Source organism: Sporosarcina pasteurii (assembly GCF_041295575.1).
Lineage (GTDB): Bacteria > Bacillota > Bacilli > Bacillales_A > Planococcaceae > Sporosarcina > Sporosarcina pasteurii.
Window position 1 is genome coordinate 1,011,810 of sequence record NZ_CP160452.1, and the last position, 25,100, is coordinate 1,036,909.

Genomic DNA, 25,100 nt, shown 5'->3' on the forward strand with positions numbered 1-25,100 from the left:
AATGTGTATATTTGATTATGAACAGTAAAAACTAATTTCAGTTCTATGATGAAAAAAAGGAGTAGAGTATGGACAATCAATCGAATCATGTAGACGCAGGATGGCGTTTTGATCATAGTTATGCGCGACTGCCAGAAAAATTTTTCACGTTAATGGAGCCGAATCCTGTACAGGAACCAAAGCAGATGTTGTTCAATGACGCGTTGGCGCACGAACTTGGTTTAAACGCTGAGGCGCTTAAAGGGAGCAGCGGGACTGCTATTTTTGCGGGCAATGAAATGCCTCGAGGTGCCATGCCGCTTGCTCAAGCATATGCAGGTCACCAATTTGGTAATTTTACGATGCTTGGCGATGGACGTGCGATGTTAATTGGTGAACAACTGACGCCAAAAGATGAAAGAGTGGATATACAATTAAAAGGTTCAGGAAGAACGCCGTATTCCCGAGGAGGAGATGGACGGGCTGCACTTGGACCGATGTTACGCGAGTATATTATTAGTGAAGCGATGCATGCACTTCGCATTCCAACGACACGCAGTTTAGCTGTTGTGACCACAGGAGAAGGCATTATGCGAGAAACGGTGCTACCAGGGGCAATTTTAACTCGTGTGGCAAAAAGTCATTTACGCGTCGGTACGTTTGAATTTGCAATTAACTGGGGAACGGACGAAGACCTTCAGAAACTGGCGGATTACGCAATTGAACGCCATTATCCAGAGGCGAATGATGCAGACAATTGTTATTTAGCATTACTTGAGAAAGTGATTGAACGGCAAGCATCGTTAATTGCTAAGTGGCAACTTGTTGGGTTTATTCACGGTGTGATGAATACGGATAATATGACAATTAGCGGTGAGACGATTGATTATGGACCGTGTGCGTTTATGGATACGTACCATCCCGCAACAGTGTTCAGTTCAATTGATAGACGTGGTCGCTATGCTTACCAAAATCAGCCGCCCATTGGTGGTTGGAATTTAGCGCGGTTTGCCGAGTCGCTCATTCCTATTTTACATGATGATGAGGCGGAAGCGATTCGAATCGCACAAGATGCGATATCAAATTATCCGCAGTTGTATGAAAATCATTGGCTTTCAGGTATGAGGAAAAAGCTAGGTTTATTGAATGAAGAAACGAATGACGAATCGTTAATTAATCAACTACTAGACTTAATGGAGAAATACGAAGCCGATTATACAAATACATTCCTGGCTTTGACTTTTAATCAGCTATGTGATGCCAAAATCTTTGAGACAGACGAATTTAAGCACTGGCATGACGCTTGGCAAGAAAGAATCACCCTTGAGACACAATCTGAAGAGGATAGATATCAGTTGATGAAAAAACATAATCCAGCCATTATTCCAAGAAATTATTATGTTGAAAAAGCAATTGAGGCCGCTGTTGAACAGGAGGATTTTAGTGTCGTAAAACAGTTATTAGATGCATTAGCCGATCCTTATGCACATACATCAGCACAACATGCGTTTGCGACAGTACCAGATTTTGAAGAACCTTACCAAACATTTTGTGGGACATAATTAGGATGAAGAAGTTGGACAGCGTTCTTGCGGTTCACTTCTTTTTTTGTTTTTTGATCGCATAAAAAAACCCCTCAATACAATGAGGGGCTAGTTTAACATTTAAATTTTCAATTCAATCTTTGCGTCTTCTTTTAACGTTTCAAGATGGGCACTTAGTTTTTTCTGTTGTTCTTCTTGTTGAATGATTTGTTTGATATTCTCACTTAATTCTTCCAGTGGAGGTAGTTCTTGTTCGCCATCCTCTGTTTGCGCAGCGATTTGTTCGTAATATTCTTTAACGGTTTCATCTGAAACCTCTTCGATAGGGGTGACCTGCTCTTGATACTTACGGAAAATAATGGATTCCGAAATTTGTTCTTTTAAGTTTTCTGTGTCCATATTTTCTTGTTTCAATGCTTCAATTAATGTCTTTTCATCCCCAAATTGTTGGACAAATGCTTTATATTCCTCTTCAATTTCATCTTGAGAAGCTTTAATCTCCTCAATTTTTGCTTGTTGAAGGAGCAAGGTTTGGTTGACAAGTGTATCGAGCGTTTGATCTTTGATTTGTTCTGCTGCTTCTTCGCTTGATGGATCTTGTCCCGATTGTTGCATTTGCGTTTGAATCGACATTAATACAGCGTTATACTGTTCGCCGTTAATTTCCTCATCATTGACAACAGCGACAATGTCATTCTTGTCTACTTGCTGTTCGGCTAACTTTGCTTGGATTTCTTCAACATTTACTTGTTCTTCAGAAACCTCTTCTTTTTGGGCCTTCTCGTCTCCGTTACAAGCCGCTAAACTAAGTGCAAGTGCACCGGCGAAAAACGATAAAAATATCTTTTTTAAATTCATGTTGGATAGTCTCCTTCCATATGCTTAGTGAGCATCATAACGAATATTGAAAGAAATTAAAACCGATAACCCTCTAAAAAATTGAATTGTCATTTCATTGTCATATTCGTCACAAACGAAATTAATTATTTTCTAAGGGAAATACGAAACATTTCCCGGGCAACTATTTTTTTCGACATATACTCTCGAATATTGATGAAATTTGTTGTGTGCAGTGTATGAGTGAAATGTTTGTGGGTGATAAATAAAAAATCCATAACGCAATTAATCTCCGTTCCAATCGGACGCTTTCCGCGGGCACGGCTTCAATCTCCTCGTCGCTGCGCTCCTGCGGGGCTTTCAGCTCGCGCTGTTCCCGCTGGAGTCGCCGATTTCCACTCCGATTAATTGGTATCCACGTGAAATTACTTGGGTTTAGAGGCAGAAAAAAGGCTCTCTACTTCTATAGTGAGGTTTTTACACAACACTACAGGAGGGAAACCACATGATTATAAATGACATGAATTTACCAACATTAATTGAAATTGAAACAGATTTAATTAGAACATCTCAACAAACTAATTCAGACATGTTCACCCAGCTCTTGGTAGGCCTAGATCTATTGTCGAAAACCGTGATAAAGCAAGCTTTCAATTGAAGGACATACGAAAAATGACGATGGATTCTTTATTCGCTTCAATCGAAGTGAGTTGAAATTATTACTATGACATGGAAAGTGAGAAATACGTAAGTTTATAGATTAACACTTACAATTTGAAGGCGTAAAGGGATTAAGTCTGTTAGTTGAAAAAATCTGTCTTACTTACATCAAACAACAGGAAAACCTGTTTATAAAGCATTTAAAGGATTACAGGGATTTTGAAATAACAAATTTATTAATAAAGAAAGTTATATAAGTTATTTGCGTTTATAAAAACTTATGTATAAGGAATCTCTGTTGATTGGAGTGCAGAGCGGCGACTCCAGTGGGATTAGCGTGACAGGTGAGACCCCGCAGGAGCGCGGTTTTCGCGACGAGGAGGCTCACCGCACGCCCCACGGAACGCGTCCGCTCGGAACGGAAATCAACATGGTTATTTGGTGTTTTTAAAAACGGATTAATTAACTATCCAAGAAGAGAAAACCTCTGCTTTAAAACAGTACCCACAAAAACTTGACTAAATCGCGCATGGTAGAAGAGTTGTATGACGTGGATGTGGGTGGTAAAGTTTAGTTAATTTATAAAAGATGATTGAAATGAATAAAATGAGGTGAAATAGTTGGCGGGTGTACTAATTACTGGAATCATTCTATTGTCATTCATCTCGTTAGGCATTATGTTTAGTATGGGAAAAGGCGCTTTTTTAATTGCTGGCTATAATACGATGTCTGAAGAGGAGAAAGGTAAATACGATACAATTGCGTTGTGCAAATTTATGGGGAAAATGATGTTTGCACTATCATTTAGTATGATTTTTTGGATATTGAGCGATTTATTACAAGCCAATTGGTTGTTTATCGTTGGCCTCGTTTTGTTTTTCGGGATTGTATTATTTTTGGTGATATATGCGAACACGGGGAATCGGTTTAAAAAGAATGAGATTGAATCATGATGATTTACTTACATGTATCTTTGAAATATGTAGCAGTAAATGAGGGTTATGAGCCTCTTCAATGAGTTGTATAAATATAAAAGAACTACGTAAGTCATTATTTGATTACGCAGCTCTTTAATATCAATGGCTTGTGTGATTATTTTCTGCCATGATTAAATTATTCTCGTAGGCAGCCCTCGCTAGTTCATATCTAACTTTTTTGGCCGCTTCCACGAAATCGTCTTCCTTCACAATCCCTGTCAATGAATACCGGTGACCTCTGAAATCCACATTCAGCTCAGTAATTTGATTGAATTTGAAACTTTCCATAGGAACACCATTTTGATCTTTCAACAAGTATTCGCCGTATTTCTCGTTGCAGGTTTGTGCAACTTCCTCTAGCACTTTGAAAGCCTCTTCCGGTTTTTGTGTATAGTCGAGAACAAGGCTTTCGGTTACCCGGCGCATCCCCCGAGTTCCGTTTTGAAGTTCCGTGATATTGCTATAGGAAACCGTATAGAGATAGCCATCGTTCTGGCGGATCTTCAAATAGCGAATACTAATTTCCTCAATTTTTCCCTGTTGCTTACCATTGATGATGACATAATCCCCATGATAAATCTGGCGTTCAAATAAGTAGGCTATCCCCATTAGGTAATCGCGGATGATGTGTTGGAAAATCAATGCCAGGGCACCGACGACGACCACTGAACCGGTGAAAAAATTTTCCAGTGGAAAGAAATGATTGACCATATAAAAAATGAAAAATACTAATCCTAATACCTTCGTCGCCTGGTTAGTGAAATGAATTAAAGTTTCTTTCCGATTCTCATCGAAGATAAACATATTTTCTAAGAAAACCTTGACGGATTTGCGAATCAAATAAACGATCAATATAATTAGCAGTGCGACCATTCCAATATTTATGGGCAACTGTAGGAACTTTTCTGAGAAAGACATTCGATCAACCCCAAACATTTATTAAAATAAAAACAAGCAATAGGAAGCCTTCATTAGGGATGGTTCTATTGCAATCATGTATTTTTATAACTATTGTAATGATAATAATCCTCTACTGCAACTAATCATTACTTCAATTACAAGCACCTAACAATAGCAATCTTTGATATGAAATTGGAAGGCGGAATTTTAGGTGATAATTATACCTGAAAACTATAATAAGAAAGCAAAGCACTAAAAAAAGATGACTTCTGCGCAATACAGAAATCATCTCTTAATTGTCCCAGTAAATAAATTTATCGATTATCTACAGTCTCTGGATACATATCATGCTTGAACATTCTTTCTCGAGCCATATCTTCATAAATCGTCCCTGGTTTTCCATAGTTACAATACGGGTCGATTGAAATACCGCCACGTGGTGTAAATTTAGCCCATACTTCTATATATTTAGGGTCCATCAATTTAATTAAATCTTTCATAATTGTATTTGCACAATCTTCATGGAACCCATCATGGTTTCTAAAACTTCCTATATAGAGTTTTAAAGATTTACTCTCAACCATTTTAATATCTGGCATATACGAGATATAAATCGTAGCAAAATCAGGTTGCCCCGTCATTGGACAAAGACTTGTAAACTCTGGAATATTAAATTTAACAAAATAATCATTTTCCGTATGTTGATTATTGAATGTCTCTAAAATGTCTGGATCATATTCGTAATTGTAAGTAGTTTCTTGATTGCCTAATAATGTAAGGTCTTTCGTATCGCTTTTTCTCATGTTCATTTTCCTCCTATTTTACGTCCGAAATGTTCGGTTCATAAATATTCATTTTAATAACCACTTGTCTAATGCCACCTGCAACAATTAGCTGCATCAACACTTTAGCAACCCATTGGCCTAGTATGGCGTAAGGGACTAATTCCCAAGGAACAAAATTTAGCCCAAGGGGTCCGATTCCAATAATGACAAACAATGCTGAATCTAAAAAGCCTGCAACGACACCTGAATAAAAAACTCTTCTTACAAACGGTAATTTAAATCGTGTGTAGATTTCAGTATCTGCCGTTTCAGAAACAATAAAGCTTAGTGTACTTGCAAATACGACCCATAATGCATCGCCCAACAAATAACTTGAAATCGCCGATAAGATGAGGGCGAAAACAATTAATAGGTACGTGTTAAATCTGCCAAATCTATTTTGAACCATGTCTCTCATCACAAGGGTTAAACCAATAAATAATGTACCATAAGGGATAATAAACAACCCTAAATCTAGTGGCGCAAATCTAGCAGTAATGACATTAGCTAATACAATCGATAATAAATAAATTGAGATTCTAATCATAAGACAGCACGCTTTTGTAAATAGGTTTGTAAACCTTCATTTCTTAACTTGCAAGATGGACATTTTCCGCAACCATCCCCGATAACACCATTATAGCAAGTCAAGGTGTTTTCCCGAATGTACTCAAGCCGTCCCATTTGATCTGCCATTTCCCAAACTTCTGCTTTGTCTTTCCACATGAGAGGCGTGATAAATTTTAACTCGGCGTCCATTGCTAAATTGACTGTGGTGTTTAATGATTGGATAAACGCATCTCGACAATCAGGATATCCGCTAAATTCTGTTTCACTTACGCCGGTTATAATGTTTTTTGCCCCGATTGTTTTTGCGTAAATCGCTGCAAAAGAAAGGAAAATATGATTTCTACCTTCTACGTATGTATTTGGGACTTTTCCTTCTTCAATCTCCATGTCTTTCCTTGTTAAGGCATTTTCAGTTAATTGATTCAGAAGATCCATTTGAATCATTTTGTGTTTTACACCAAGATCATTCGCAATCTTTTTGGCGCAATCAACCTCCAATTCATGCCTTTGCCCATACAAAAAAGTGACGGTTTCTACTTCATCAAATTCTTCCAATGCCCATAATAAGCATGTGGTAGAATCTTGTCCGCCACTAAATACAACTACTGCTTTTTCCATTGTTAATTCCTCCATAGTTTTTATTTTAGAGGGGATGGTTTCGAACCCTCTGTAGGAAATCTGTAATTGAAACCTTGGGTTAGTATCTGAAGGTCGCCAAACATTTTCCAGTATAAAATATACACGTAAATCTATATTTTATCAAACTATTTTAATAAAGTTTAAAGATATCTTCATAGTATTAGTGAAATAGGGATAGGGGACATGTTGAATTTAATATTTGTTTAGGAAGTTCATAATTCAAAAGGTTTATTAGACTGAATATTCATGAATAGAATGAACCCTTTTCAGTCTACAAAGAAGGGTTTCCGATAACAGGACCGGAATAGCTTTTAATACAATTTACTAATTCATGGAAAGGGAGGAGTTTTAGTGAAAAAGAAGATGAAGGTGGTTCTGATGTCGACAGTCATTGCCACATCAGGGGTTTTCATTATTCCAGGACAAGTATTAGAGCCGACGACTGTATTGGCAGCACCTGGACAAAGCGAGGCGGCGCATGATCAGAAAGTGATTGCACCAATTAGTGAGAAGCGGATGTACGCGGATGTGTATCATTTATCGGAAACGATTGGTCCTCGTGTAACAGGGACAGAGGAAGAGAGGGAGGCCGCAAGTTTTATTAGAAACCGTCTTCAATCCTATGGATATGAAGTTGAAGTCCAGGAGTTTAGAATTCCGGATAAGATGATTGGACATTTGCAAACTTCTGCGGGGGATGAAGTACTCATCAATATTCCTGCTGGATCCGCCTCAACAGCCAGTGAGGGGTTAACAGCGCAATTATATGATGCGGGGTTAGGCTATGCAAATGACTTCACGGCAGAATCGGCTGGTAAGATTGCGTTAATTTCGCGAGGCGACTTTACGTTCCAGGAAAAAGTTGAAAACGCATACGCGGCAGGGGCGGTTGGCGTCCTGATTTATAACAATATCGAATCGCCAGGCCCATTAAATCCATCTATTGGTGAAGCATCAATTCCAGTAGGAGGCATTTCAAAGGCGAGCGGAGAAGCGCTTATCGCGGATGTAGTTAGGAACGATGGCACAGTTACTTTAAAGGTCGATGCATTAACAGATGTGAAATCGCAAAACATTATCGCGACACGTGCACCAAAAAAAGGAAATAACCATGAGATTTTGCACGTTTCTGCACATTTTGACAGCGTACCATTTGCACCAGGCGCAAATGATAACGCATCTGGAACTGCGGTTACGTTAGAACTCGCACGCGTGTTAAAGAGCTATCCGATTGATAAAGAAATTCGATTTGTCTTTGCCGGTGCTGAAGAAATCGGCTTGGTAGGTTCAAGATATTATGCGAGCCAATTGACTGAAGATGAAATTTCACGAAGCATTGGTAACTTTAACATGGATATGGTCGGGACAAGTTGGGAGAATGCAACGGCAATTTATATGAACACAGTCGACGGCAAAGCAAACATTGTATCGGAAACGGCACTGGCGACTGCGGAAAGAATTGGGACACCATCAGAATTAGTGCTTTACCAAAGAGGCTCATCGGATCATGTTGCGTTCCATGAAGTAGGCATTCCGGCGGTTAACTTTATTCGCAGGGAACCTGGAACGGCGAATTTGGAGCCTTACTACCATACGCCGCTCGATACGATTGAACATATTAGTACTGAACGTTTAAAAGAAGCGGGAGATTTGGTAGGCGCTTCAGTCTATCAATTAATTAGAAAATAAGAGAGTAGGGGTGTTTACTAGATGAAGAAAAAGTTTATATCTATTGCACTAGCGGGAGCACTTGTATTTAGTGCATCACCGGCAACGTTTACGCCTGTTGACGCGAAAACGCCAGTTGTTGTCAACAATGGTAAATCTGATTCTGCCCATGACCAGAAAGTCGTTGCAAGAGTCGAAGCAGAAAGAGCGATTGAGCATATTAAATATTTATCAGAAACAATCGGCCCGCGAGTTGGTGGACTGGAGTCAGAAAAGGAAGCTGCCGATTACGTAGCGTCTCAGCTGAAAAGTTACGGGTATGATGTTGAGTACCAATACTTTCCAGTAGCGGATCAATATATTGCAGATGTAACATTTGCGGATGGTACGTCTTGGCAACTTGGCGCTGCACCAAATGGGAAAATAAGTGACGAAGCAGTTTCTGCAGAAGTTGTTTACGTAGAAGGAGGAACCCATGCAGGAGATTTCTCTAAAGACGTTGAAGGAAAAATCGTTTTATTAACTCGTGCAAATTCGACAACAGACTATCGTTTACAAGTGGACCACGCAGTGAATGCTGGAGCGGCTGGTGTTATTTTACAAAGCGTTGTAGGTGGTAGAGGAAACTATGGATCTACATTTAACCCAAGCTTAACCCAGGAATATGATGTGCCAGTCTACGGTGCTGCTTATATTCAAGGTGTATGGCTACAAGAGCGGTTGGAAGAAGGACCTGTTGAGCTTCAATTAACAGCAACACATTACACAGATTTAGAATCGGTAAACGTAATTGGTACGAAGAAAGCGAAAGGCAATAACGCTGACGGTAAAGAAGTTATTTTGAGTGCACATATGGATAGCGTTGTAGGCGCACCAGGCGCGAATGATAATGCTTCTGGAACGGGACTAATGCTTGAGTTGGCACGTGTCTTTAAAGGCTATCACACAGATAAAGATTTGAAGTTTATCGCATTCGGATCGGAAGAACGAGGACTGCTTGGTTCGCGTTACTATGTAGACCAGTTGTCACAGGCGGAGCGTGACAAGATTGAGGCGGTCTTCAATCCAGACATGGTTGCGACAAATTACGAAGCTGCCACGCATCTCTATGCAATGACTGTAGACGGTAACGAAAATATCGTAACTAAATCTGCGACAGCAGCAGGTGCGCGCCTTGGAAACTCTGCGATTTTACCAGGTAGATTTGGTTCAAGTGACCACGTACCATTCCATAATGCAGGCATTCCATCTGCATTGTTCATTTGGATGGGCATTGACAGCTGGGATCCATTAATTTACCATATCGAAAAAGTGTATCATACACCGCAAGATACAATTGAAGATAATATTTCGGCAGAACGTATGCAAACGGCATTAGATATTATCGGTGCAGGATTGTTTGATGTTGTTAGAAAAGATGTACCAGGGCTCAAAAGGTAAATTAAAGGGGGCTGTCCAGGAATCAGGATTGACTGATTGAGGACAGTCCTATTTTGTTTCACTAAACATTCACACAACGGATTAGGCCATGTGATAAAATAGAGTTAACAAATATTGTAATTCGGAAAAAAGAAATGGAGGAGAATAGCATGATGATGTGGGGAGATAGAATGCATGGTCATGGTATGGGGATGTTTTCAGTTTGGCCTTTATTATTTTGGCTTGTCATCATTATATTGATTGTCCTCTTGATTATCAGATTAACCAAAAATAATCCAGGACAATCGAACGAATTATTATACCAAAAGTTAGCGGACAGCGAACAACTTCAAAGAGAATCTCTTCGTAGACAACAAGAGTTAACGGATGAATTGAGAGAAGTACATGAACGTTTGAAGAGAGTAGAGAAGAGATTGAAAGATCGTGAATAGGGGTAAGGTTTTATTCTCGAATAAAAAAGCTAGAAGAGATGTTAGAATGATCTCTTCTAGCTTTTAATTTTTACCAAGTTCGAATTGGCGGAGAACCTGGAGGTGCATTGACGATTAAATCTGTAAGAGGTACGACATAACCGATTGCAATGACGAGAATCATGAGTGCAATAATGACGCCCCAACGATCTGTCCATAGCGGCGATTGTTCTTGTGGCTCTTCAGATTCAGCAATCGGGAATTCCGTTTGTCCTTTTGGCGCAAAGAACATGAGATGGAAGACCGCGTATACTTGGATGAGGACGCCGATAATTAAGAGCGTTCCGCCAATCGCAAGTAGGATCATATAAGGGTCCCAACCTAATGCAACGGCATGGTCACCGTATGTTGTATAAGATGTACGACGTGGTGAACCTAGTAATCCGACATAGTGCATGGAACCAGCCATGAAGAACATGCCGACCGTCCAAATAATCGTCTGAATGACCCCGACTTTGTTCATTGCTGGCGTTAACACACGTTTGGATAAGTAAGGGATTAACCAATAACTAATACCGAAAAATGTCAGTATAACTGACGTCCCGACGGTTAAGTGGAAGTGACCGACGACCCACATCGTATTATGAACGACTTGGTTTAGTTGGTTCGTCGTTTGCGCAATACCGCCTGCACCCGCTGGAATGAATGCAACCATCGCGATGAAAGGCGCTAAGAAACGAACATCTTTCCATGGTAATTTTTTAAGCCAGCCAAATAAACCTTTTCCGCCTTTCGCTCTTCCAGTACGCTCGAATACATAAAACATTGCAAATGCAGTCATTAAAGATGGGAAGGCGATGGATAGACTCATAAACACATGCATATATTTCAGCGCTGGTCCCATCGCTGGGTCAACGATTTGGTGGTGAAAACCGCCTGGGATGTTCGTAATCACAAGCATCGCTACAACGACACGCGTTAACGTGTCACTAAATCGTTTTCCGCCAATAATTTTTGGTACGATGACATACCAAGCTGAAACCGCTGTTAAGTACCAAATGTTAACGAGCGTATGCCCGAAAGACCAAAATAGCGTACGGCTTAGCATGACGTTAATCGTTTCCATCACGCCTGCTGACCAAAAGATGAGCATGATCACTTCGATTGTAACGCCAATACTTCCAAAGAATAATAGAACGAAAACGCCAGTCGCAAAGAAAGCTAAGATTGGAATGTGTTTTCCTGGATTTTGCTTTCTCCAAGTCGCAACGTTGATAAATGCGCCGAATGCACAGATCCAAACGCCTATAACAATTAATGCCAGACCAATATAGAATAGTGGGGATGCAGCCATTGGTGGATAAAAAGTAAACATTACCGTTGCATCGTTCATTAATACTGGGATGACAGCGAAAACAAATCCAACAATTTTCATCCAAAAACCAATCCATGCCATTGTTCTAACGTGGGGAAGAACACCGCCCAACGTATGGGACAATCCCGCATAGAAATAGCCAATTGCAAAAAATGCCGTTAAGACGAGGACTAATAAGAGTCCGTGCGCTGTTAATACCTGGTAATAGGTAAACCAAGAGGGCATTTGGACAAGTCCTGCACGCTCTAAGCCTTGTAATAATCCTAGAAAACCACCTATCAGCAGTGCTAGAAATGCAACGGACATATACGATTTTGATAATTTCGCATCTGCTTCCGAAATGCCTAGAGCTTGCGTTGCTTTTTCTTTCAACGTCCGTTTTGTTTCTTGTTTTTGTTGTTTCATGTTAGGTTGATTCATAACCGTTTCCAATCAAAACCCTCCTTTATTTAACCGTAATGGTCATGCCCATCATTTCGTGACCAATTCCGCAATATTCATTACACAAAACTAAATATTCTCCCGGGTTTCTAAATGTTTGGGTGACTTTTTGAATATGCCCTGGAACAACCATCGCATTCACATTCGTTTGTGCAATTTGAAAACCGTGAATTACGTCTTTAGAAGTTAAGGTGAATGTCACTTTTGCACCAGCTGGCACTTCGACTTCATGCGGCGTAAAACCAAACGCTTGTAAAGTCATGACGACTTCATATTCATTGTCACCCGTTTGAAAGACACCTGGATTGTCGAATGGTGCAGTGACATCAACTTTTTGCGGATCGATAATTTCTTTGTGACTAGGCGGCGCATGTTCAAAAGCGAAAGCTTGAACGCCGATAATTAACATGAAAGCTAGAATAATACCGAAGCTTAGCGCGAGCCAAATCTTTTCATATCGATGAATTTTCATTGCTCTTCCTCCTTAAATTCTTGCGTTAAATGTGAACATGAGTACGAGATACGTAGCGACAATGACAGCGAGTAAAACACCTAGAAAAAACATCGTGCCTTTGTACGATTTTCTTTCATTTTCTTCGAGGGAAAGCTTTTCGTTGCTGTTTTTTTGTGCCTTTTCCATGACCAAGCACCTCCGTATAATTCGTTACTTTCATAATAATTGATAATGATTCTCACTGCTGTGATATTTATCACAAAAAAGTATAATCTTTAAAAAATTCATGAAGGTACACATCTAACTGAACATAAAAAAACCTTTCCAATGGTAGCTTGGAAAGGTTTCATGCTTCGGCGATTTCATTTTGAATTTTATCCGGAATAATATAATAATCGCCTTCCACAATTTTTACTTTATCTTCTTTACGCAGACGAGAAATCATTCGATTCACCGATTCTCTCGTCGTACCAATCATGTTGGCCAAATCTGAATTTGTAAACTTCGTATTTAGTTTTAGCCACCCATCCGGTTGCCGGGTGCCATGTGACTCGCTTAATCGCAAAAGAAGCAGCAGAATACGGTCATTCGTATTTCTTAATGCCATTTCTTCAAGCCTTTGTTGCGAATCAATAATTAAGTCTCCCAGTAAACGAAATAATTTAATTGAAATATGTGGATTGACTAAAAGTACTTCTTCAAACTCTCGAAGGGAAATCGCATACAAAACAGTCTCTTCCATTGCTTGAGAGTGAGCGGGATAATTTTCTTTACGGAAAAATCCAACGTTTGGAAACAAATCACCTAGTTGCTTAACGCAAATAATTTGTTCTTTCCCAGACAGGTCATTTCTAAACACTTTTACATTCCCAGAAGCGACGATATAAATGTCGGTAATCGGTGTATCGTGCATAAAAATCATTTGTTTATCAAGAAACTCTCTTCTTCTCATGATATTTAGAAAGGGTTTGAGTTCTTCATCGGATAAATCTTTAAAAAGCGTGACGTTTTTTGCTAGGGTCTTCAACTGTTCCAAGCAAATCCCTCCTCGTCCTACTATTTTAGCATAAATAGAGATTTTCGTTATACTTCAGCCATTTGGATTTTATATAGATAGCAAGCGTATCCTCTTAATGATCTCTTCTCTGCTAAACCAGGCGATTTAACTTGGACAAACCTCCATGCACCTTGAACGGCCGGACATATAGTATGTATGTAAGGCCTTACAAAATGAGTTAAGGAGGTGATATATATGGTAAGAGATTTACAATCATTATACGAACAAACAGGAGCGTTTCCACCACAGCTTCAAAATTCAATTGGCTCTATCATCGGAGCTGATCCATTCACATTAATTTGTGCAAATCAGGATCGTTATATTTGCGTAGACCTGTTCTCACAGAGCTACCCATTAAGCGATTTTGCCGGTGCAAGTAATTGTCGTGGGGTTGTTCTTCCAATCGATCCAACAGACTGTGAGGTAATTCTAACATGCGCTGATGAAGTGCCAAGAGAAGATTGTTCTGCAGTGGATGTTACAATTGGTTATCAAGTAATTGTGCGTGATCCAGAAGATCCTACTTGTGCGGTAGTCATCAATGACACCCACACGTTTTCTTGTTTCGGTTTCGTGAGTGTATCGGAACCAAACTTTGGAAGCTTTGTACCTGCTTCTGAGGCTCTAAGAATTGCGGACGGATCTTGTGTTCAAGTCTGGCTTGACTGTGATGTCTCAGATGATGGAACAGAGCTTATTGTAAGAGGTTTTATTATCGATAAGCTTTGGAAAAAGGAAAACCTTCTCATTCTAGCACCAGCATTTAGATTAAACGATACTGTAACAGTTGAAAGTGAGTTTCTCCAGGCACCTGGACCATGTGAAAATGGAGCGGGAACTCCTATGGCGGACCTCGATTTAAACGCATAATGAAGGTCAGTATTGAGACAGGCTGTCGTTTTATATGACAGCCTGTTTTTAAAATTTTAATGGTAAACTATTTTCCTCTCACCTCTAAATATTGGATAATTATATCCAGTTTCATGTCTAATGAGGTTAACTGGTTCTTTACTTCGTTTAATAGCTCAATATACTTTTTAGACTCATTGGATTCAACACTTTCAAATCTTCCATCTTTGCTGAGGGCTGCTCTCTTAATGGCCTCTAATTCATCTATATTCACTTCTTTTACTTCAAAATTCGATTTTTTATCGACAACATTTAACTCAACCTGATCCAGTATTTCGTTAAACTGTTTCATATCCGGGAAATGTTTCTTCAATTCATTTTTTAATAAATCTTTATCATTTTTCGTCACGCATATCATCCTTTCTAGGTGCGTTTGGTTTCGCTTCATCAATCCTCTGGTAATTCCTAAAGGGTTTCTGGAGTCTAACCTTTTTCTGTCCAGACCCTTTGATGATTTTCTTACCGAAATCCTTTTTTCTTGTCAAAGGCTTTCGATTTCTTTCAGCTTTTTGATGCTCATTATGCTCAGAACTATTTTGTTGATAGTTATTCGTCTTTGTCGAATGATTTTCCGAATGTTTTTTACTTCCAGGTTGCACGTTATTTTTCTTTTCTTTATTTGACCTTGTGCGCCCAAATAAAACAGAATGAAAATGCCTGACTTGCCTTAAAACCTTTTCTGACATAGCTTCTTGATTTTCTAACCGAGTTAAAAACTCTGCCTGACTTTTTGTTTGCTCTAGGACTAGTTCATTTAGTTGCATGTGCATTGTCATTTGCTCATCTACTTTTTCTCCTGTTTGTTCGTTTATAAGCGCATATTGATTGACCTTCTCCATGAGTTCATTTTTTGTTTTCTGAAGGGCATTTATATGATTCATCCATTCTTGTTCAGACAACTGTTTATGCTTAAATTGTAGTTGCAACTCCTGATAGGCTGCGTCTACATCAAGTAACTTTCGCTCTATCGAGTCATACTTTTCTTGTAATTCTTTTAGTTGGTTTAACTGGTTTTTTATTTCAATCGAGCGGATATTGTCTAGTTGTTTTAGAGTTTTTGCCGAAAGCTGCTCTTGGATTTCTAATCGTTCCGCGACTTGTTCATTTACTTGCTTGTGTGCTGAAATTTGTTTATTGACCTTATTTTCGACTTGTTTGTTTCTGAGTGCATATTGCTTGAGTTGTTCCATCATTTCGCTTTGTGCTTTTTGAAGGGCATGTATTTGATCCATTTGCTCTTGTTCAATTAGTTTTTTATGAGTAAATTGTTGTTGTAGTTTTCGGTTCGCTGTCTCTAAATCTAGTAGCTTTTGTGTAAAATGTTTTTCTCGTTTATCGTGATATTCATACAGTTTATTAAATTGATGATTCATTTCAGACCTTTGTGCTTTTTGCTTATTATTTTGTTGTTGGGTTAGTTTTTTTAGTTCTAAAATGGATTGGTGCAATGTATGATTGATCTTTTGTTGCTCATTTAATAGTTCCGATAAATGATCTCTCCTAAAAAGTTTCTGATTTGTATTTGTTAGTTCCTCTTGATTTTTATATATACTTTTATGTTTATCATGATTGATAAATAAACCCATCTTTTCCTTCCCTCCCTTATATCCATTTACTTTATAGCTTATGCAATAAGAAAAAGCGGCGCGACAAGTCAATGGATAATGTAAAACGAAATACATACAAAGAAGGCTCTATTTGTAGCTCACCTCGACTATAAAAATGGTCAAAAGGCACTCTATGTATACTGAGTGAGTATTCAGAAAATAAACTTGATTAAGCTTGTGCACTCATCTATCCTTTAGATTAAGAGAATTTGTACTATTTAATTGTATGATTTATTAGTTCAATCGAAAGGATGAGAGAAATGCGGATTCTAGTGCTTGGAGCAGGAGCGATAGGTGGGTATTACGGCGGTCGATTAGTTGAGAAAGGGGAGGACGTTACTTTTCTCGTTCGTCCAAAGAGAAAAGAGCATTTAGAGAAAAATGGATTACGTATACAAAGTTATTTTGGTGATTTTTCATTTCAGCCTAAATGTATCACGTCTAATGAAGCGGCTGCGCCATTTGACTTAGTTTTGTTTTCGACAAAAGCTTATCATTTGGAAGACGCGATGAATGACTTAAAACCTTATGTCGGAGAACATACAGTGATTTTGCCACTTTTAAATGGGGTAGCTCACTTTAACAGGCTCAAAGAGGTGTTTGGTGTTGAAAAAGTCATTGGTGGATTATGTTTTATTGAAACGACATTAAATCATCAAGGGATTATTGAACAAACAAGCGCGATTGATCGTTTAGTGTACGGGGAATTTGACCAAAAAGATACAGAGAGAATTCGTGAAATTGAAAAAGTGTTTTCTGGAACGAAGGCAACATTTTCATTAAGCGCTCATATTGAACAGGAGATTTGGCAGAAGTATTTATTTATCACAGTCATGTCGGGTTGCACTTCGTTAATGAGAGCGCCGATTGGTCCCATTCGAGAAAGTATTGGGGGCGAAGTGTTTATCAAAAAGCTTTTTAAAGAAGTTGAATCGATTATCAAAAAACATGGTGGCCCATTACGTGAAGATATTGTTGATAAGCAACTTGAAATGATACGCCTAGCTAATTATGATATGAAATCATCGATGCAGCGAGATATGGAGAAAGGATTATCCATTGAGGGGCAGCATTTGCAAGGATTTTTGTTACAGTTAGCAAAAAAATATCAATTGGATACCCCTTATCTTCTTGCTGTATATCAAAATTTGGTTGTTTATGAAACGATGTTAGGACAGGGCGGGTAAATCAGATAGATGTGTTTAATGATTTGAGTAGATCTTTGCAATTATTGCGAAGGTCTATTTGAATTTTACGGGCATTAATGACTAGTATTCATATAAACTACTTCCTAAGCGTAAATTAACTATTAAAATTGCCTGAAAACTTGATAAATATAATTCATGCGTGTAAAATGGTGTTGATTCTTTTTATTCTAAACATACTGACCGGTTAGTGCATGAATTTGAAGGGATGGGAATGTTGATGAACTTTTCATATTCAGAGAAAACAAAGGCGTTAATTGAAAAACTTACGGGGTTTATGGAAGCGTATGTGTATCCGAATGAAAAAGTATTTGAAGAGCAATTGGCGGCCCAGAAAGATCGGTGGTCTGAAGTTCCTCCAATTATTGACGAATTAAAAGAAAAAGCCCAAGAACAAGGGCTATGGAATTTGTTTCTTCCCGACAGTGAACTTGGAGCGGGGTTGACAAATTTGGAGTATGCACCACTTTGCGAGATTATGGGGCGTTCTCCCATTGGTCCGGAAATTTTTAATTGCAATGCGCCAGATACTGGAAATATGGAGGTGCTCGTTCGTTACGGAACTGAAAAGCAGAAGAAACAATGGCTCGAACCTCTTTTACAAGGAAAAATCAGGTCCTGTTTTGCAATGACTGAGCCTGATGTTGCTTCAAGTGATGCGACGAATATAGAAGCCAGTATTGTTCGTGACGGGGACGAGTATGTACTAAATGGTCGGAAATGGTGGACGTCAGGAGCAGGGGATCCTCGATGTAAGATTGCCATATTTATGGGGAAGAATGATCCGAATGCGCCACGATATGAACAGCAGTCTATGATTCTCGTACCGCTAGATACGCCTGGCGTTAAAATTGAGCGAATGCTCTCAGTATTTGGTTTTGACCATGCACCACACGGACATGCAGAAATTACTTTTGAAAATGTCCGAGTGCCGGTGGAAAATATCATTTGGGGAGAAGGAAAAGGATTTGCCATAGCACAAGGTCGTCTTGGGCCCGGAAGAATTCATCATTGTATGCGATTAATTGGCGCAGCTGAACGTGCACTTGAACAAATGTGTATTCGGGCGCAAGAGCGAACCACTTTTGGGAAAGTATTAGCAGATCAAGGTGTCGTGAGAGAGTGGATTGCGGAATCGCGTATCGACATTGAACAAGCGAGACTGTTAACATTAAAAGCCGCCTACATGATGGATACCGTCGGGAATAAAGAAGCGAAAACTGAAATTGCTATGATTAAAGTAGTGGCACCGGGTATGGCACTACGTGTGATTGACAGAGCAATCCAAGCGTTTGGCGGCGCAGGGGTAAGCCAAGATTTTAACCTTGCTGCACAATGGGCAAGCTCAAGGACTTTGCGACTTGCGGATGGACCGGATGAGGTACATCGCAATCAAATCGCACGTCTGGAACTTCGAAAATACGCTTCGAAAGAAATGGTGAAACAATCGTAATAAAGACAAGGAAAGGTTGTGGGGTCGATGAAACAAGAAATTACAAAACATAGTGTGAAACTTTTCCAAGAGAAAGGTTTTAGTGAAACGTCCATCCAAGATATCGTCGACTCGCTTGGCGTAACAAAGGGGACATTCTATTATTACTTTAAAAGTAAAGAACAGCTTTTAATGGATATCCATTTACGCTATATTGATGAATTACTGGATTTTCAAAAGGAAATTATTGAAAACGAGCAGACCTGCAGAGACAAGGTTGTAAAAATCGTTGGGCTTATTATTGGTGATATTAAATCACAAAGAGCGAATGGACGGGTGTATTTCCGTGAAATGAGAAACTTGAAAGCCGATAATGCGGAAATAATCAAAGCGAAAAGATCTGAATTTCGAGAAAAGCTTGAGCGAATCATTGTCGAAGGAATGGAATCGGGCGAATTCCGGCATAATTTGAACGCTAAAATGATTACACTTGCAATTTTAGGTGTAACAAATTGGACATACCAATGGATGGATCCATCAGGTGATGTGACAGTTGAAGAAGTTGCAGAGATGTTTGCAGATTTTGTACTACACGGGATTCACGTTTAACAAGGTTTTTATACGCATTTGAAATAAAATTCAAGGGGTGAAATATCTTGAATGATACAATCTCAATTCGTAAAGGTGAAGAGCTTAATCCGGAAAAATTGGCGCATTTTCTTCACAATAAAGTTGATGGATTACCAGAAGGGGAACTAAACATCCGTCAATTCGGCACGGGGCATTCAAATTTGACGTATGCACTTGAAATAGACGGTTGGGAAGCAGTATTAAGACGTCCACCGCTAGGTCCAATTGCGCCGAAAACACATGACATGAAAAGGGAATTTGCGATTCTCTCTGCACTCAATCCTGTGTTTCCCACTGCACCTAAACCAATCGTATTTTCGGATGATTTATCGATTACGGGAAGTCCATTTTTCATTATGGAGCGAAGACATGGTATTGTGTTAGATAGTGAATTTCCAGTTGGAACAGAGGACCAAGAGGCGCTTGGGCAGCATCTTTCTGAACAAATGGTTGACAAACTAGTTGAGTTACATGCCATTGATTATAAACAAACTGCATTAGCGGATATGGTAAAGCCAGATGGATTTCTGGAAAGACAAGTACATGGATGGATCGGTCGATATGAAAAAGCGAAAACATCCGAAATTGCAGAAGTTGAGCAACTGACCACTTGGCTGATTCAACACATTCCAAAATCGCCAGAACCAACGATTATTCATTATGATTATAAATTTAATAATGCAATGTTTTCACATGACTACACGTCTATGAATGGTTTATTCGACTGGGAAATGGCGACGGTTGGGGATCCGCTTGCAGACGTTGGGGCGGCGATGAGTTATTGGATGCAAGCAGATGATCCTGTAATGTTACTGAATGGCCTGGGAAAGCCACCGTTAACAACGAAAAAAGGATTCTATACCCGTGATGAATTTATCGCAAGTTATGCAGAAAAAAGTGGTCGTGATATGACGGACATTCATTATTACACAACATTTGCTTACTTTAAATTAGCTGTTATTTGCCAACAGATTTATTATCGTTATAAAAAAGGGCAAACAAATGACCCGCGCTTTAAAAATATGGATAAATTTGTATACAGTCTTGTTTGCCATTCACTAATGGAGACGTCGAAATCATAATGGGAAAGCATAAGTTACATGTATTACTTTCTAAAGAGGAAGTTAATCCAGAAAAAATCGACCCGGAAACAGTAGTCGTTGTGTTTGATGTATTGCTGGCGACGACAACGATAGCAGCAGTCCTACAGTACGGTGCGAATGAAGTCATTCCAGTTGTAAATGGAGGGGAAGGATTAAAGGTTGCGGAAGGTTTGCAACAAACAGCCACGATACTAACCGGTGAATACGGCGGGAGGACAATCGAGGGATTTATCGAGCCGTTGCCGACGATACTCAGAGATTTAGTGGCCGAAAAGACAATGATATTGTCTACGACGAATGGAACCGTTGCAATTCGAAACGTGACAAAGGCGAAGAATATTTATGCGGCATCACTTGTAAACGCTTCCGCTGTCGCAAAGGAGATAGCTACTAACCATACAGATAAAAAAGTACTCCTCGTTTGTGCAGGCGGATCGAACCGGCGATTTGCAATGGAAGATTTTTATGGTGCGGGCTGCTTTATCGACAAATTAATGCATCAAAATCCTTCGTGGGCATTAACGGATTCTGCAAATACGGCACTTTTGTTTTACCGTGGAAATGAAACGGAGAGTGAGCGTATATTAACGAATTCCGAAACGGGTCAAATGCTAGTGCAGATGGGATTAGTAAAGGATGTTCGATTTGCGAGTGAAATCGATCGAATTGACGTAGTTCCGCAATTTGAAAATGGGGAAATGACTTTGAAATAATAAGGGGGACATACAAGTGGAAACGACAAAAGTAAAAACAATGAAAGCGATTCAGTTTGAAAAACATGGTGGTCCGGAAGTATTGAAATTTACAGACGTCGAGCAACCAGAAATTGGTCACCATGACGTGTTAGTGAAAGTAAAAGCAATCGGCGTAAATTATGCGGACACAGCACGTCGGGAAGGAAAATATGTCGTGCCAACTCAATTACCTTTCATTCCTGGTGCAGAAATTGCGGGTGAAATTGTGGCGGTCGGAAAAGATGTCACTCGTTTCAAGCCAGGGGCGCGAGTTGTATCCCTAATTGAATCAGGCGGATATGCAGAGTATGCAAAAGTTCATGAAATGGTTCCTGCGCCTATTCCAGATGGCGTAACATTTACGGATGCAGTCGCTTTACCTTTGCAGGGACAAACAGCGTATCATATTTTAAAGACGATGGGACGACTTGAAAAAGGCGAAACTGTGCTCGTTCATGCTGCAGCGGGTGGTGTAGGGGCGATTTCTGTTCAACTTGCTAAAATTTTCGGGGCTGGAAAAATTATCGCAACGGCAAGTAGTGATGAAAAACTAGCGCACGCAAAAGAAATGGGCGCTGATCACCTAATTAATTACACAGAGGAAGGCTGGGAATTAAAAATCAGAGAATTAACAGGTGGCAAAGGTGTCGACGTTGCACTTGAAATGGTTGGCGGAGATATTTTCAACAAGACCCTTAAATGTTTAGCGCCTTTTGGACGATTAGTCATATTCGGGGCGGCAAGTGGCGAGCATGCAGCGCTTAACCCAGGGCAATTGATGCGTCGAAATCAATCTGTTATCGGTTTTTTCCTTCCACAAATTATGAAAAACATGGAACTGTATCAAAGAAGTTTTGAGGAATTACTCAAGTTTATTGACGAGGGAAAGCTTCAATTAACAATAGGCGGTACGTATCAATTGGAAGACGCGGCTGAAGTTCATCGCTTACTTCAAGGAAGAAAAACGATGGGTAAATTAGTATTGCATCCTTGATGTTTTTTTTAAGATGTTGATCATTGCAAAAGCCGTTCTTTGTGACGGCTTTCAATTTAAATATTTAAAGGTGTGTTTGTTCAATAAAAATTATTGCAAATACAACTTGAATTGACGGAAAATATAATATATACTGACTTTAATTGTGAATAAACTGTGACAGATTATATTTTTAGCATAGAGGATTTTTTTACTAGTAACATACTATCCGGTTAGTAGAGTTGATTCATCTAAACATACTAACCGATTGGTATATTCATAAATTCATTGTAATAGTATTTCTTAGGAGGGGGCTAACATGACAACATCATTATTTGATTTAAAAGGAAAAACAGCAATTGTGACAGGGGGCGGTAGTGGATTAGGGCGGGATATTGCAAAAGTATTTGCTGAATACGGAGCAAACGTCGCAATTTGTTCACGAAAATTAGAAAACTGTCAAGATACTGCGACTGAAATTGAAAATGAATATGGCGTTAAAACAATGGCATACGAATGTGATGTAAGTCAGGAAGAGCATGTTAAACGGATAGTAGAATCAGTCATTGCTGATTTTGGTCAAATCGATATTCTTGTTAACAACAGTGGCGCGACGTGGGGTGAAAAAGTAGAGGACATGCCATTAGCAGCTTGGAACAAAGTGTTTGATGTTAACGTAACAGGCACTTTCCTCATGTCTAGAGAAGTTGGAAAGAATATGATTTCGAACGGTTCTGGAAAAATCATTAATATCGGCTCTGTTGCCGGGATGAAGGCAGAATCAGGCGAAGTATTGAATGCAATCGGCTATAGCTCAAGTAAAGCAGCTGTCCACCACTTCACGAGAGATTTGGCGAAGAAATGGGCAGAACACGACATTAATGTCAATGCAATTGCACCAGGATTTTTCGAAACAAAAATGACAAGAGGTGTGCTTGAGAAAAGTGGGGATAAAATCCGAAACAATAACCCTATGAAGAGATTAGGAGACCCAGATTCATTGAAAGGTATTGCGCTTTTTCTAGCCAGTAACGCAAGTAGTTTTATCACTGGACAAATAATTGCAGTAGACGGCGGAAGTTCTCTATAGAATCCAAAGGGGGAAACAAGATGGACAGACCGTGGATGCAACATGTAGCAGAAGGAAACCCGAAGCACGTCGAGATCCCAATCTTATCTCTGACACAATTGCTCGGCGAAGCCATCGCAACTTATCCCAAGCATACCGCGATGACATTTTTTAAAAACACATATACCTATACCGATCTGGATGAAAGGATTAAGCAAACGGCATGTGCACTGAATGAAATGGGTGTTGAAAAAGGGGATCGAGTTGCACTGATGCTTCCAAATTGTCCCCAATATCCAATTAGCTTTTACGGGGCACTTCATTGCGGGGCTACAATCGTTCAAGTGAATCCGATGTATCAAGCATCTGAGCTCATTCATATTTTAAATGATTCGGGCACAAAGGTCTTGATCATTATGGATAAATTACTACCCTTATTTGAAAGTATTCAAAAACAAACGCCGGTTGAAAAGGTGATTGCAGTCTCTATTGAAAGCAGTTCTATGCCGAATGAACTCGTCCCAAATGCAGAAAGTGTAATGCCGGAAGTAGATATAAATCCTACGGAAGATGTTGCTGTCCTACAGTACACAGGCGGAACAACAGGTACGCCAAAAGGTGCGATGTTAACCCATTTTAATATCGTCGCCAACACATTACAAAGCGCAGCGACCTCTTTTGCGAAAACGAATTTCGGTCAAGAACGTGTTTTAACAGCAATCCCGTTATTTCACGTTTATGGCATGACAAGTGCAATGTGTGTAACTTTTCATATCGGAGGCAACTTAATATTGGTTCCTAAATTTGAAGTAGAGCAACTTGTTTCAATCATTGAAAAGACGAAACCTACTTCGTTTCCTGGGGTGCCTACGATGTATATCGCACTCGTTAATTATTATAAAACAAAAAAATTCGATTTAAGCTGTCTCAATTTATGTTCAAGTGGTTCAGCACCTTTGCCTCTTGAAATACTCAATCGTTTTAATGAAATAAGTGGTACGACTGTTGCGGAAGGGTATGGGCTTTCGGAAGCTTCACCAGTCACTCACCGAAATCCAGTTAAGGGGTTACAAAAAGAAGGAAGTATTGGCATTCCGATTCCAAATACGGATTCCAAAATTGTTGATGTAGCTACTGGGGAACAAACACTTCCATACGGTGAAGTTGGAGAACTTATCATAAAAGGCCCACAAATTATGAAGGGCTATTGGAATCAACCAGAGGAAACGGAACATACAATTCGCAATGGCTGGTTGTACACTGGTGATCTTGCAACGATGGATGCTGACGGTTTCTTTTATATTGTCGGAAGGAAAAAAGAAATGATTATTGCAAGCGGATACAATGTCTATCCAATCGAGGTGGAAAATGTCATTTATACACATCCAGCGGTCCTTGAAGCAGCTGTTTTTGGCGTACCTGATAAATATAGAGGAGAAACAATCCGTGCAGTTGTTGCATTAAAGAATGATCACACAATAACTGAAAAGGAACTACTTGAGCACTGTCGTTCAAATTTATCGGCATATAAAATACCTGAAGATGTCATCTTCGTAGATGAACTTCCTAAAACAGCTGTAGGGAAAATCTTGAAAAGAACACTACAAGAGCGATATACAACCGTTAATTCGAAATCTAAATAAATATAATTATAAGAGATGGA

The 25,100-nt window shown here is 39.4% G+C and carries 25 protein-coding genes; 14 read left to right on the forward strand and 11 right to left on the reverse strand.

Annotation, left to right across the window (positions count from 1 at the left end):
* The first annotated feature begins 68 nt into the window (after positions 1 to 68).
* On the forward strand, positions 69 to 1,541 hold the full coding sequence (locus AB1H92_RS04615; protein WP_115362018.1) for a YdiU family protein: 1,473 nt from the start codon (positions 69 to 71) through the stop codon (positions 1,539 to 1,541).
* A gap of 102 nt (positions 1,542 to 1,643) precedes the next feature.
* Here AB1H92_RS04615 and AB1H92_RS04620 read toward each other — a convergent pair whose 3' ends face one another.
* Positions 1,644 to 2,381 carry a SurA N-terminal domain-containing protein gene (locus AB1H92_RS04620; protein WP_115362016.1) on the reverse strand — a complete coding sequence of 246 codons (738 nt, stop codon included), beginning with the start codon at positions 2,379 to 2,381 and terminating at the stop codon, positions 1,644 to 1,646.
* Between the two features lie 1,259 nt (positions 2,382 to 3,640).
* Here AB1H92_RS04620 and AB1H92_RS04625 point away from each other — a divergent pair.
* Complete coding sequence (locus AB1H92_RS04625; protein ID WP_115362015.1) at positions 3,641 to 3,973, forward strand: DUF3784 domain-containing protein; 333 nt, start codon at positions 3,641 to 3,643, stop codon at positions 3,971 to 3,973.
* A gap of 123 nt (positions 3,974 to 4,096) precedes the next feature.
* Here the strand turns inward: AB1H92_RS04625 and AB1H92_RS04630 are convergent, their stop codons facing one another.
* The 4 genes from AB1H92_RS04630 to queC form a co-directional block, all read right to left on the reverse strand.
* Positions 4,097 to 4,915 carry a mechanosensitive ion channel family protein gene (locus AB1H92_RS04630; protein ID WP_115361998.1) on the reverse strand — a complete coding sequence of 273 codons (819 nt, stop codon included), beginning with the start codon at positions 4,913 to 4,915 and terminating at the stop codon, positions 4,097 to 4,099.
* Between the two features lie 296 nt (positions 4,916 to 5,211).
* Positions 5,212 to 5,700, reverse strand: coding sequence for a preQ(1) synthase (gene queF / locus AB1H92_RS04635; protein ID WP_370475392.1), 489 nt, complete (start codon positions 5,698 to 5,700; stop codon positions 5,212 to 5,214).
* A gap of 13 nt (positions 5,701 to 5,713) precedes the next feature.
* Entirely contained in the window at positions 5,714 to 6,265 is a 552-nt protein-coding gene (locus AB1H92_RS04640) for a VUT family protein (protein WP_115364114.1), read from the reverse strand.
* Positions 6,265 to 6,924, reverse strand: coding sequence for a 7-cyano-7-deazaguanine synthase QueC (gene queC, locus AB1H92_RS04645; protein ID WP_115361994.1), 660 nt, complete (start codon positions 6,922 to 6,924; stop codon positions 6,265 to 6,267). Before queC ends, AB1H92_RS04640 begins: the two co-directional genes overlap by 1 nt.
* Before the next feature lie 369 nt (positions 6,925 to 7,293).
* Between queC and AB1H92_RS04650 the strand changes: the two genes are divergently transcribed.
* The 3 genes from AB1H92_RS04650 (at position 7,294) to AB1H92_RS04660 (ending at position 10,469) form a co-directional block, all read left to right on the forward strand.
* The gene (locus AB1H92_RS04650; RefSeq protein ID WP_115364113.1) at positions 7,294 to 8,619 is read left to right on the forward strand and encodes a DUF4910 domain-containing protein; all 1,326 of its coding nucleotides are present in this window, start codon (positions 7,294 to 7,296) and stop codon (positions 8,617 to 8,619) included.
* 21 nt (positions 8,620 to 8,640) lie between these two features.
* Positions 8,641 to 10,038, forward strand: coding sequence for a M20/M25/M40 family metallo-hydrolase (locus AB1H92_RS04655; protein WP_115361992.1), 1,398 nt, complete (start codon positions 8,641 to 8,643; stop codon positions 10,036 to 10,038).
* 149 nt (positions 10,039 to 10,187) lie between these two features.
* Positions 10,188 to 10,469 (forward strand): hypothetical protein, encoded by a 282-nt coding sequence (locus AB1H92_RS04660; RefSeq protein WP_115361990.1) that lies wholly within the window; start codon positions 10,188 to 10,190, stop codon positions 10,467 to 10,469.
* Positions 10,470 to 10,539: 70 nt separating this feature from the next.
* Here the strand turns inward: AB1H92_RS04660 and AB1H92_RS04665 are convergent, their stop codons facing one another.
* The 4 genes from AB1H92_RS04665 to AB1H92_RS04680 form a co-directional block, all read right to left on the reverse strand.
* Positions 10,540 to 12,228: a cbb3-type cytochrome c oxidase subunit I gene (locus AB1H92_RS04665; RefSeq protein ID WP_115364112.1), complete on the reverse strand. Its 1,689-nt coding sequence runs from the start codon at positions 12,226 to 12,228 to the stop codon at positions 10,540 to 10,542.
* Positions 12,229 to 12,268: 40 nt separating this feature from the next.
* Positions 12,269 to 12,736, reverse strand: a complete 468-nt coding sequence (locus AB1H92_RS04670) for a cytochrome c oxidase subunit II (RefSeq protein ID WP_115361988.1) — start codon at positions 12,734 to 12,736, stop codon at positions 12,269 to 12,271.
* Between the two features lie 12 nt (positions 12,737 to 12,748).
* Positions 12,749 to 12,904 (reverse strand): hypothetical protein, encoded by a 156-nt coding sequence (locus AB1H92_RS04675; protein ID WP_166739475.1) that lies wholly within the window; start codon positions 12,902 to 12,904, stop codon positions 12,749 to 12,751.
* A gap of 160 nt (positions 12,905 to 13,064) precedes the next feature.
* Positions 13,065 to 13,754 carry a Crp/Fnr family transcriptional regulator gene (locus AB1H92_RS04680; protein ID WP_115361986.1) on the reverse strand — a complete coding sequence of 230 codons (690 nt, stop codon included), beginning with the start codon at positions 13,752 to 13,754 and terminating at the stop codon, positions 13,065 to 13,067.
* Between the two features lie 207 nt (positions 13,755 to 13,961).
* Here AB1H92_RS04680 and AB1H92_RS04685 point away from each other — a divergent pair, with 207 nt between their 5' ends.
* Positions 13,962 to 14,645, forward strand: a complete 684-nt coding sequence (locus AB1H92_RS04685; protein ID WP_218564924.1) for a hypothetical protein — start codon at positions 13,962 to 13,964, stop codon at positions 14,643 to 14,645.
* Positions 14,646 to 14,712: 67 nt separating this feature from the next.
* Here the strand turns inward: AB1H92_RS04685 and AB1H92_RS04690 are convergent, their stop codons facing one another.
* Together AB1H92_RS04690 and AB1H92_RS04695 are read right to left on the reverse strand one after the other, a co-directional pair.
* Positions 14,713 to 15,033 carry a hypothetical protein gene (locus tag AB1H92_RS04690; protein ID WP_115361982.1) on the reverse strand — a complete coding sequence of 107 codons (321 nt, stop codon included), beginning with the start codon at positions 15,031 to 15,033 and terminating at the stop codon, positions 14,713 to 14,715.
* Entirely contained in the window at positions 15,020 to 16,270 is a 1,251-nt protein-coding gene (locus AB1H92_RS04695) for a hypothetical protein (RefSeq protein ID WP_115361980.1), read from the reverse strand. The genes AB1H92_RS04690 and AB1H92_RS04695 overlap by 14 nt, the downstream gene beginning before the upstream one ends.
* Before the next feature lie 281 nt (positions 16,271 to 16,551).
* Here AB1H92_RS04695 and AB1H92_RS04700 point away from each other — a divergent pair, with 281 nt between their 5' ends.
* From AB1H92_RS04700 to AB1H92_RS04735, 8 genes are all read left to right on the forward strand, one after another.
* The gene (locus AB1H92_RS04700) at positions 16,552 to 17,478 is read left to right on the forward strand and encodes a ketopantoate reductase family protein (RefSeq protein WP_115361978.1); all 927 of its coding nucleotides are present in this window, start codon (positions 16,552 to 16,554) and stop codon (positions 17,476 to 17,478) included.
* Positions 17,479 to 17,716: 238 nt separating this feature from the next.
* Positions 17,717 to 18,949, forward strand: coding sequence for an acyl-CoA dehydrogenase (locus tag AB1H92_RS04705; RefSeq protein WP_115364111.1), 1,233 nt, complete (start codon positions 17,717 to 17,719; stop codon positions 18,947 to 18,949).
* A 27-nt stretch (positions 18,950 to 18,976) separates the two neighbouring features.
* Entirely contained in the window at positions 18,977 to 19,537 is a 561-nt protein-coding gene (locus AB1H92_RS04710; protein ID WP_115361976.1) for a TetR/AcrR family transcriptional regulator, read from the forward strand.
* A 47-nt stretch (positions 19,538 to 19,584) separates the two neighbouring features.
* The gene (locus AB1H92_RS04715) at positions 19,585 to 20,640 is read left to right on the forward strand and encodes a phosphotransferase family protein (RefSeq protein ID WP_115361974.1); all 1,056 of its coding nucleotides are present in this window, start codon (positions 19,585 to 19,587) and stop codon (positions 20,638 to 20,640) included.
* Positions 20,640 to 21,374 (forward strand): 2-phosphosulfolactate phosphatase, encoded by a 735-nt coding sequence (locus AB1H92_RS04720; protein ID WP_115361973.1) that lies wholly within the window; start codon positions 20,640 to 20,642, stop codon positions 21,372 to 21,374. Before AB1H92_RS04715 ends, AB1H92_RS04720 begins: the two co-directional genes overlap by 1 nt.
* Positions 21,375 to 21,414: 40 nt before the next feature.
* On the forward strand, positions 21,415 to 22,389 hold the full coding sequence (locus tag AB1H92_RS04725) for a quinone oxidoreductase (RefSeq protein WP_115364110.1): 975 nt from the start codon (positions 21,415 to 21,417) through the stop codon (positions 22,387 to 22,389).
* A gap of 298 nt (positions 22,390 to 22,687) precedes the next feature.
* Positions 22,688 to 23,458 carry an SDR family oxidoreductase gene (locus AB1H92_RS04730; RefSeq protein ID WP_115361971.1) on the forward strand — a complete coding sequence of 257 codons (771 nt, stop codon included), beginning with the start codon at positions 22,688 to 22,690 and terminating at the stop codon, positions 23,456 to 23,458.
* A gap of 20 nt (positions 23,459 to 23,478) precedes the next feature.
* Positions 23,479 to 25,080, forward strand: coding sequence for a long-chain fatty acid--CoA ligase (locus tag AB1H92_RS04735; RefSeq protein ID WP_115361969.1), 1,602 nt, complete (start codon positions 23,479 to 23,481; stop codon positions 25,078 to 25,080).
* The last annotated feature ends 20 nt before the right edge of the window (positions 25,081 to 25,100 follow it).

Excerpts from the sequence above, each read along its gene's own strand:
- AB1H92_RS04670 (WP_115361988.1), bottom strand. The coding sequence starts at position 12,736 with ATGAAAATTCATCGATATGAAAAGATTTGGCTCGCGCTAAGCTTCGGT.
- queF (WP_370475392.1), bottom strand. The coding sequence starts at position 5,700 with ATGAGAAAAAGCGATACGAAAGACCTTACATTATTAGGCAATCAAGAA.
- AB1H92_RS04705 (WP_115364111.1), top strand. The coding sequence starts at position 17,717 with ATGAACTTTTCATATTCAGAGAAAACAAAGGCGTTAATTGAAAAACTT.
- AB1H92_RS04675 (WP_166739475.1), bottom strand. The coding sequence starts at position 12,904 with ATGGAAAAGGCACAAAAAAACAGCAACGAAAAGCTTTCCCTCGAAGAA.
- AB1H92_RS04620 (WP_115362016.1), bottom strand. The coding sequence starts at position 2,381 with ATGAATTTAAAAAAGATATTTTTATCGTTTTTCGCCGGTGCACTTGCA.
- AB1H92_RS04700 (WP_115361978.1), top strand. The coding sequence starts at position 16,552 with ATGCGGATTCTAGTGCTTGGAGCAGGAGCGATAGGTGGGTATTACGGC.
- AB1H92_RS04720 (WP_115361973.1), top strand. The coding sequence starts at position 20,640 with ATGGGAAAGCATAAGTTACATGTATTACTTTCTAAAGAGGAAGTTAAT.
- AB1H92_RS04615 (WP_115362018.1), top strand. The coding sequence starts at position 69 with ATGGACAATCAATCGAATCATGTAGACGCAGGATGGCGTTTTGATCAT.
- AB1H92_RS04735 (WP_115361969.1), top strand. The coding sequence starts at position 23,479 with ATGGACAGACCGTGGATGCAACATGTAGCAGAAGGAAACCCGAAGCAC.
- AB1H92_RS04665 (WP_115364112.1), bottom strand. The coding sequence starts at position 12,228 with ATGAAACAACAAAAACAAGAAACAAAACGGACGTTGAAAGAAAAAGCA.
- queC (WP_115361994.1), bottom strand. The coding sequence starts at position 6,924 with ATGGAGGAATTAACAATGGAAAAAGCAGTAGTTGTATTTAGTGGCGGA.
- AB1H92_RS04630 (WP_115361998.1), bottom strand. The coding sequence starts at position 4,915 with ATGTCTTTCTCAGAAAAGTTCCTACAGTTGCCCATAAATATTGGAATG.
- AB1H92_RS04655 (WP_115361992.1), top strand. The coding sequence starts at position 8,641 with ATGAAGAAAAAGTTTATATCTATTGCACTAGCGGGAGCACTTGTATTT.
- AB1H92_RS04725 (WP_115364110.1), top strand. The coding sequence starts at position 21,415 with ATGAAAGCGATTCAGTTTGAAAAACATGGTGGTCCGGAAGTATTGAAA.
- AB1H92_RS04650 (WP_115364113.1), top strand. The coding sequence starts at position 7,294 with ATGAAGGTGGTTCTGATGTCGACAGTCATTGCCACATCAGGGGTTTTC.
- AB1H92_RS04695 (WP_115361980.1), bottom strand. The coding sequence starts at position 16,270 with ATGGGTTTATTTATCAATCATGATAAACATAAAAGTATATATAAAAAT.
- AB1H92_RS04730 (WP_115361971.1), top strand. The coding sequence starts at position 22,688 with ATGACAACATCATTATTTGATTTAAAAGGAAAAACAGCAATTGTGACA.
- AB1H92_RS04660 (WP_115361990.1), top strand. The coding sequence starts at position 10,188 with ATGATGATGTGGGGAGATAGAATGCATGGTCATGGTATGGGGATGTTT.
- AB1H92_RS04710 (WP_115361976.1), top strand. The coding sequence starts at position 18,977 with ATGAAACAAGAAATTACAAAACATAGTGTGAAACTTTTCCAAGAGAAA.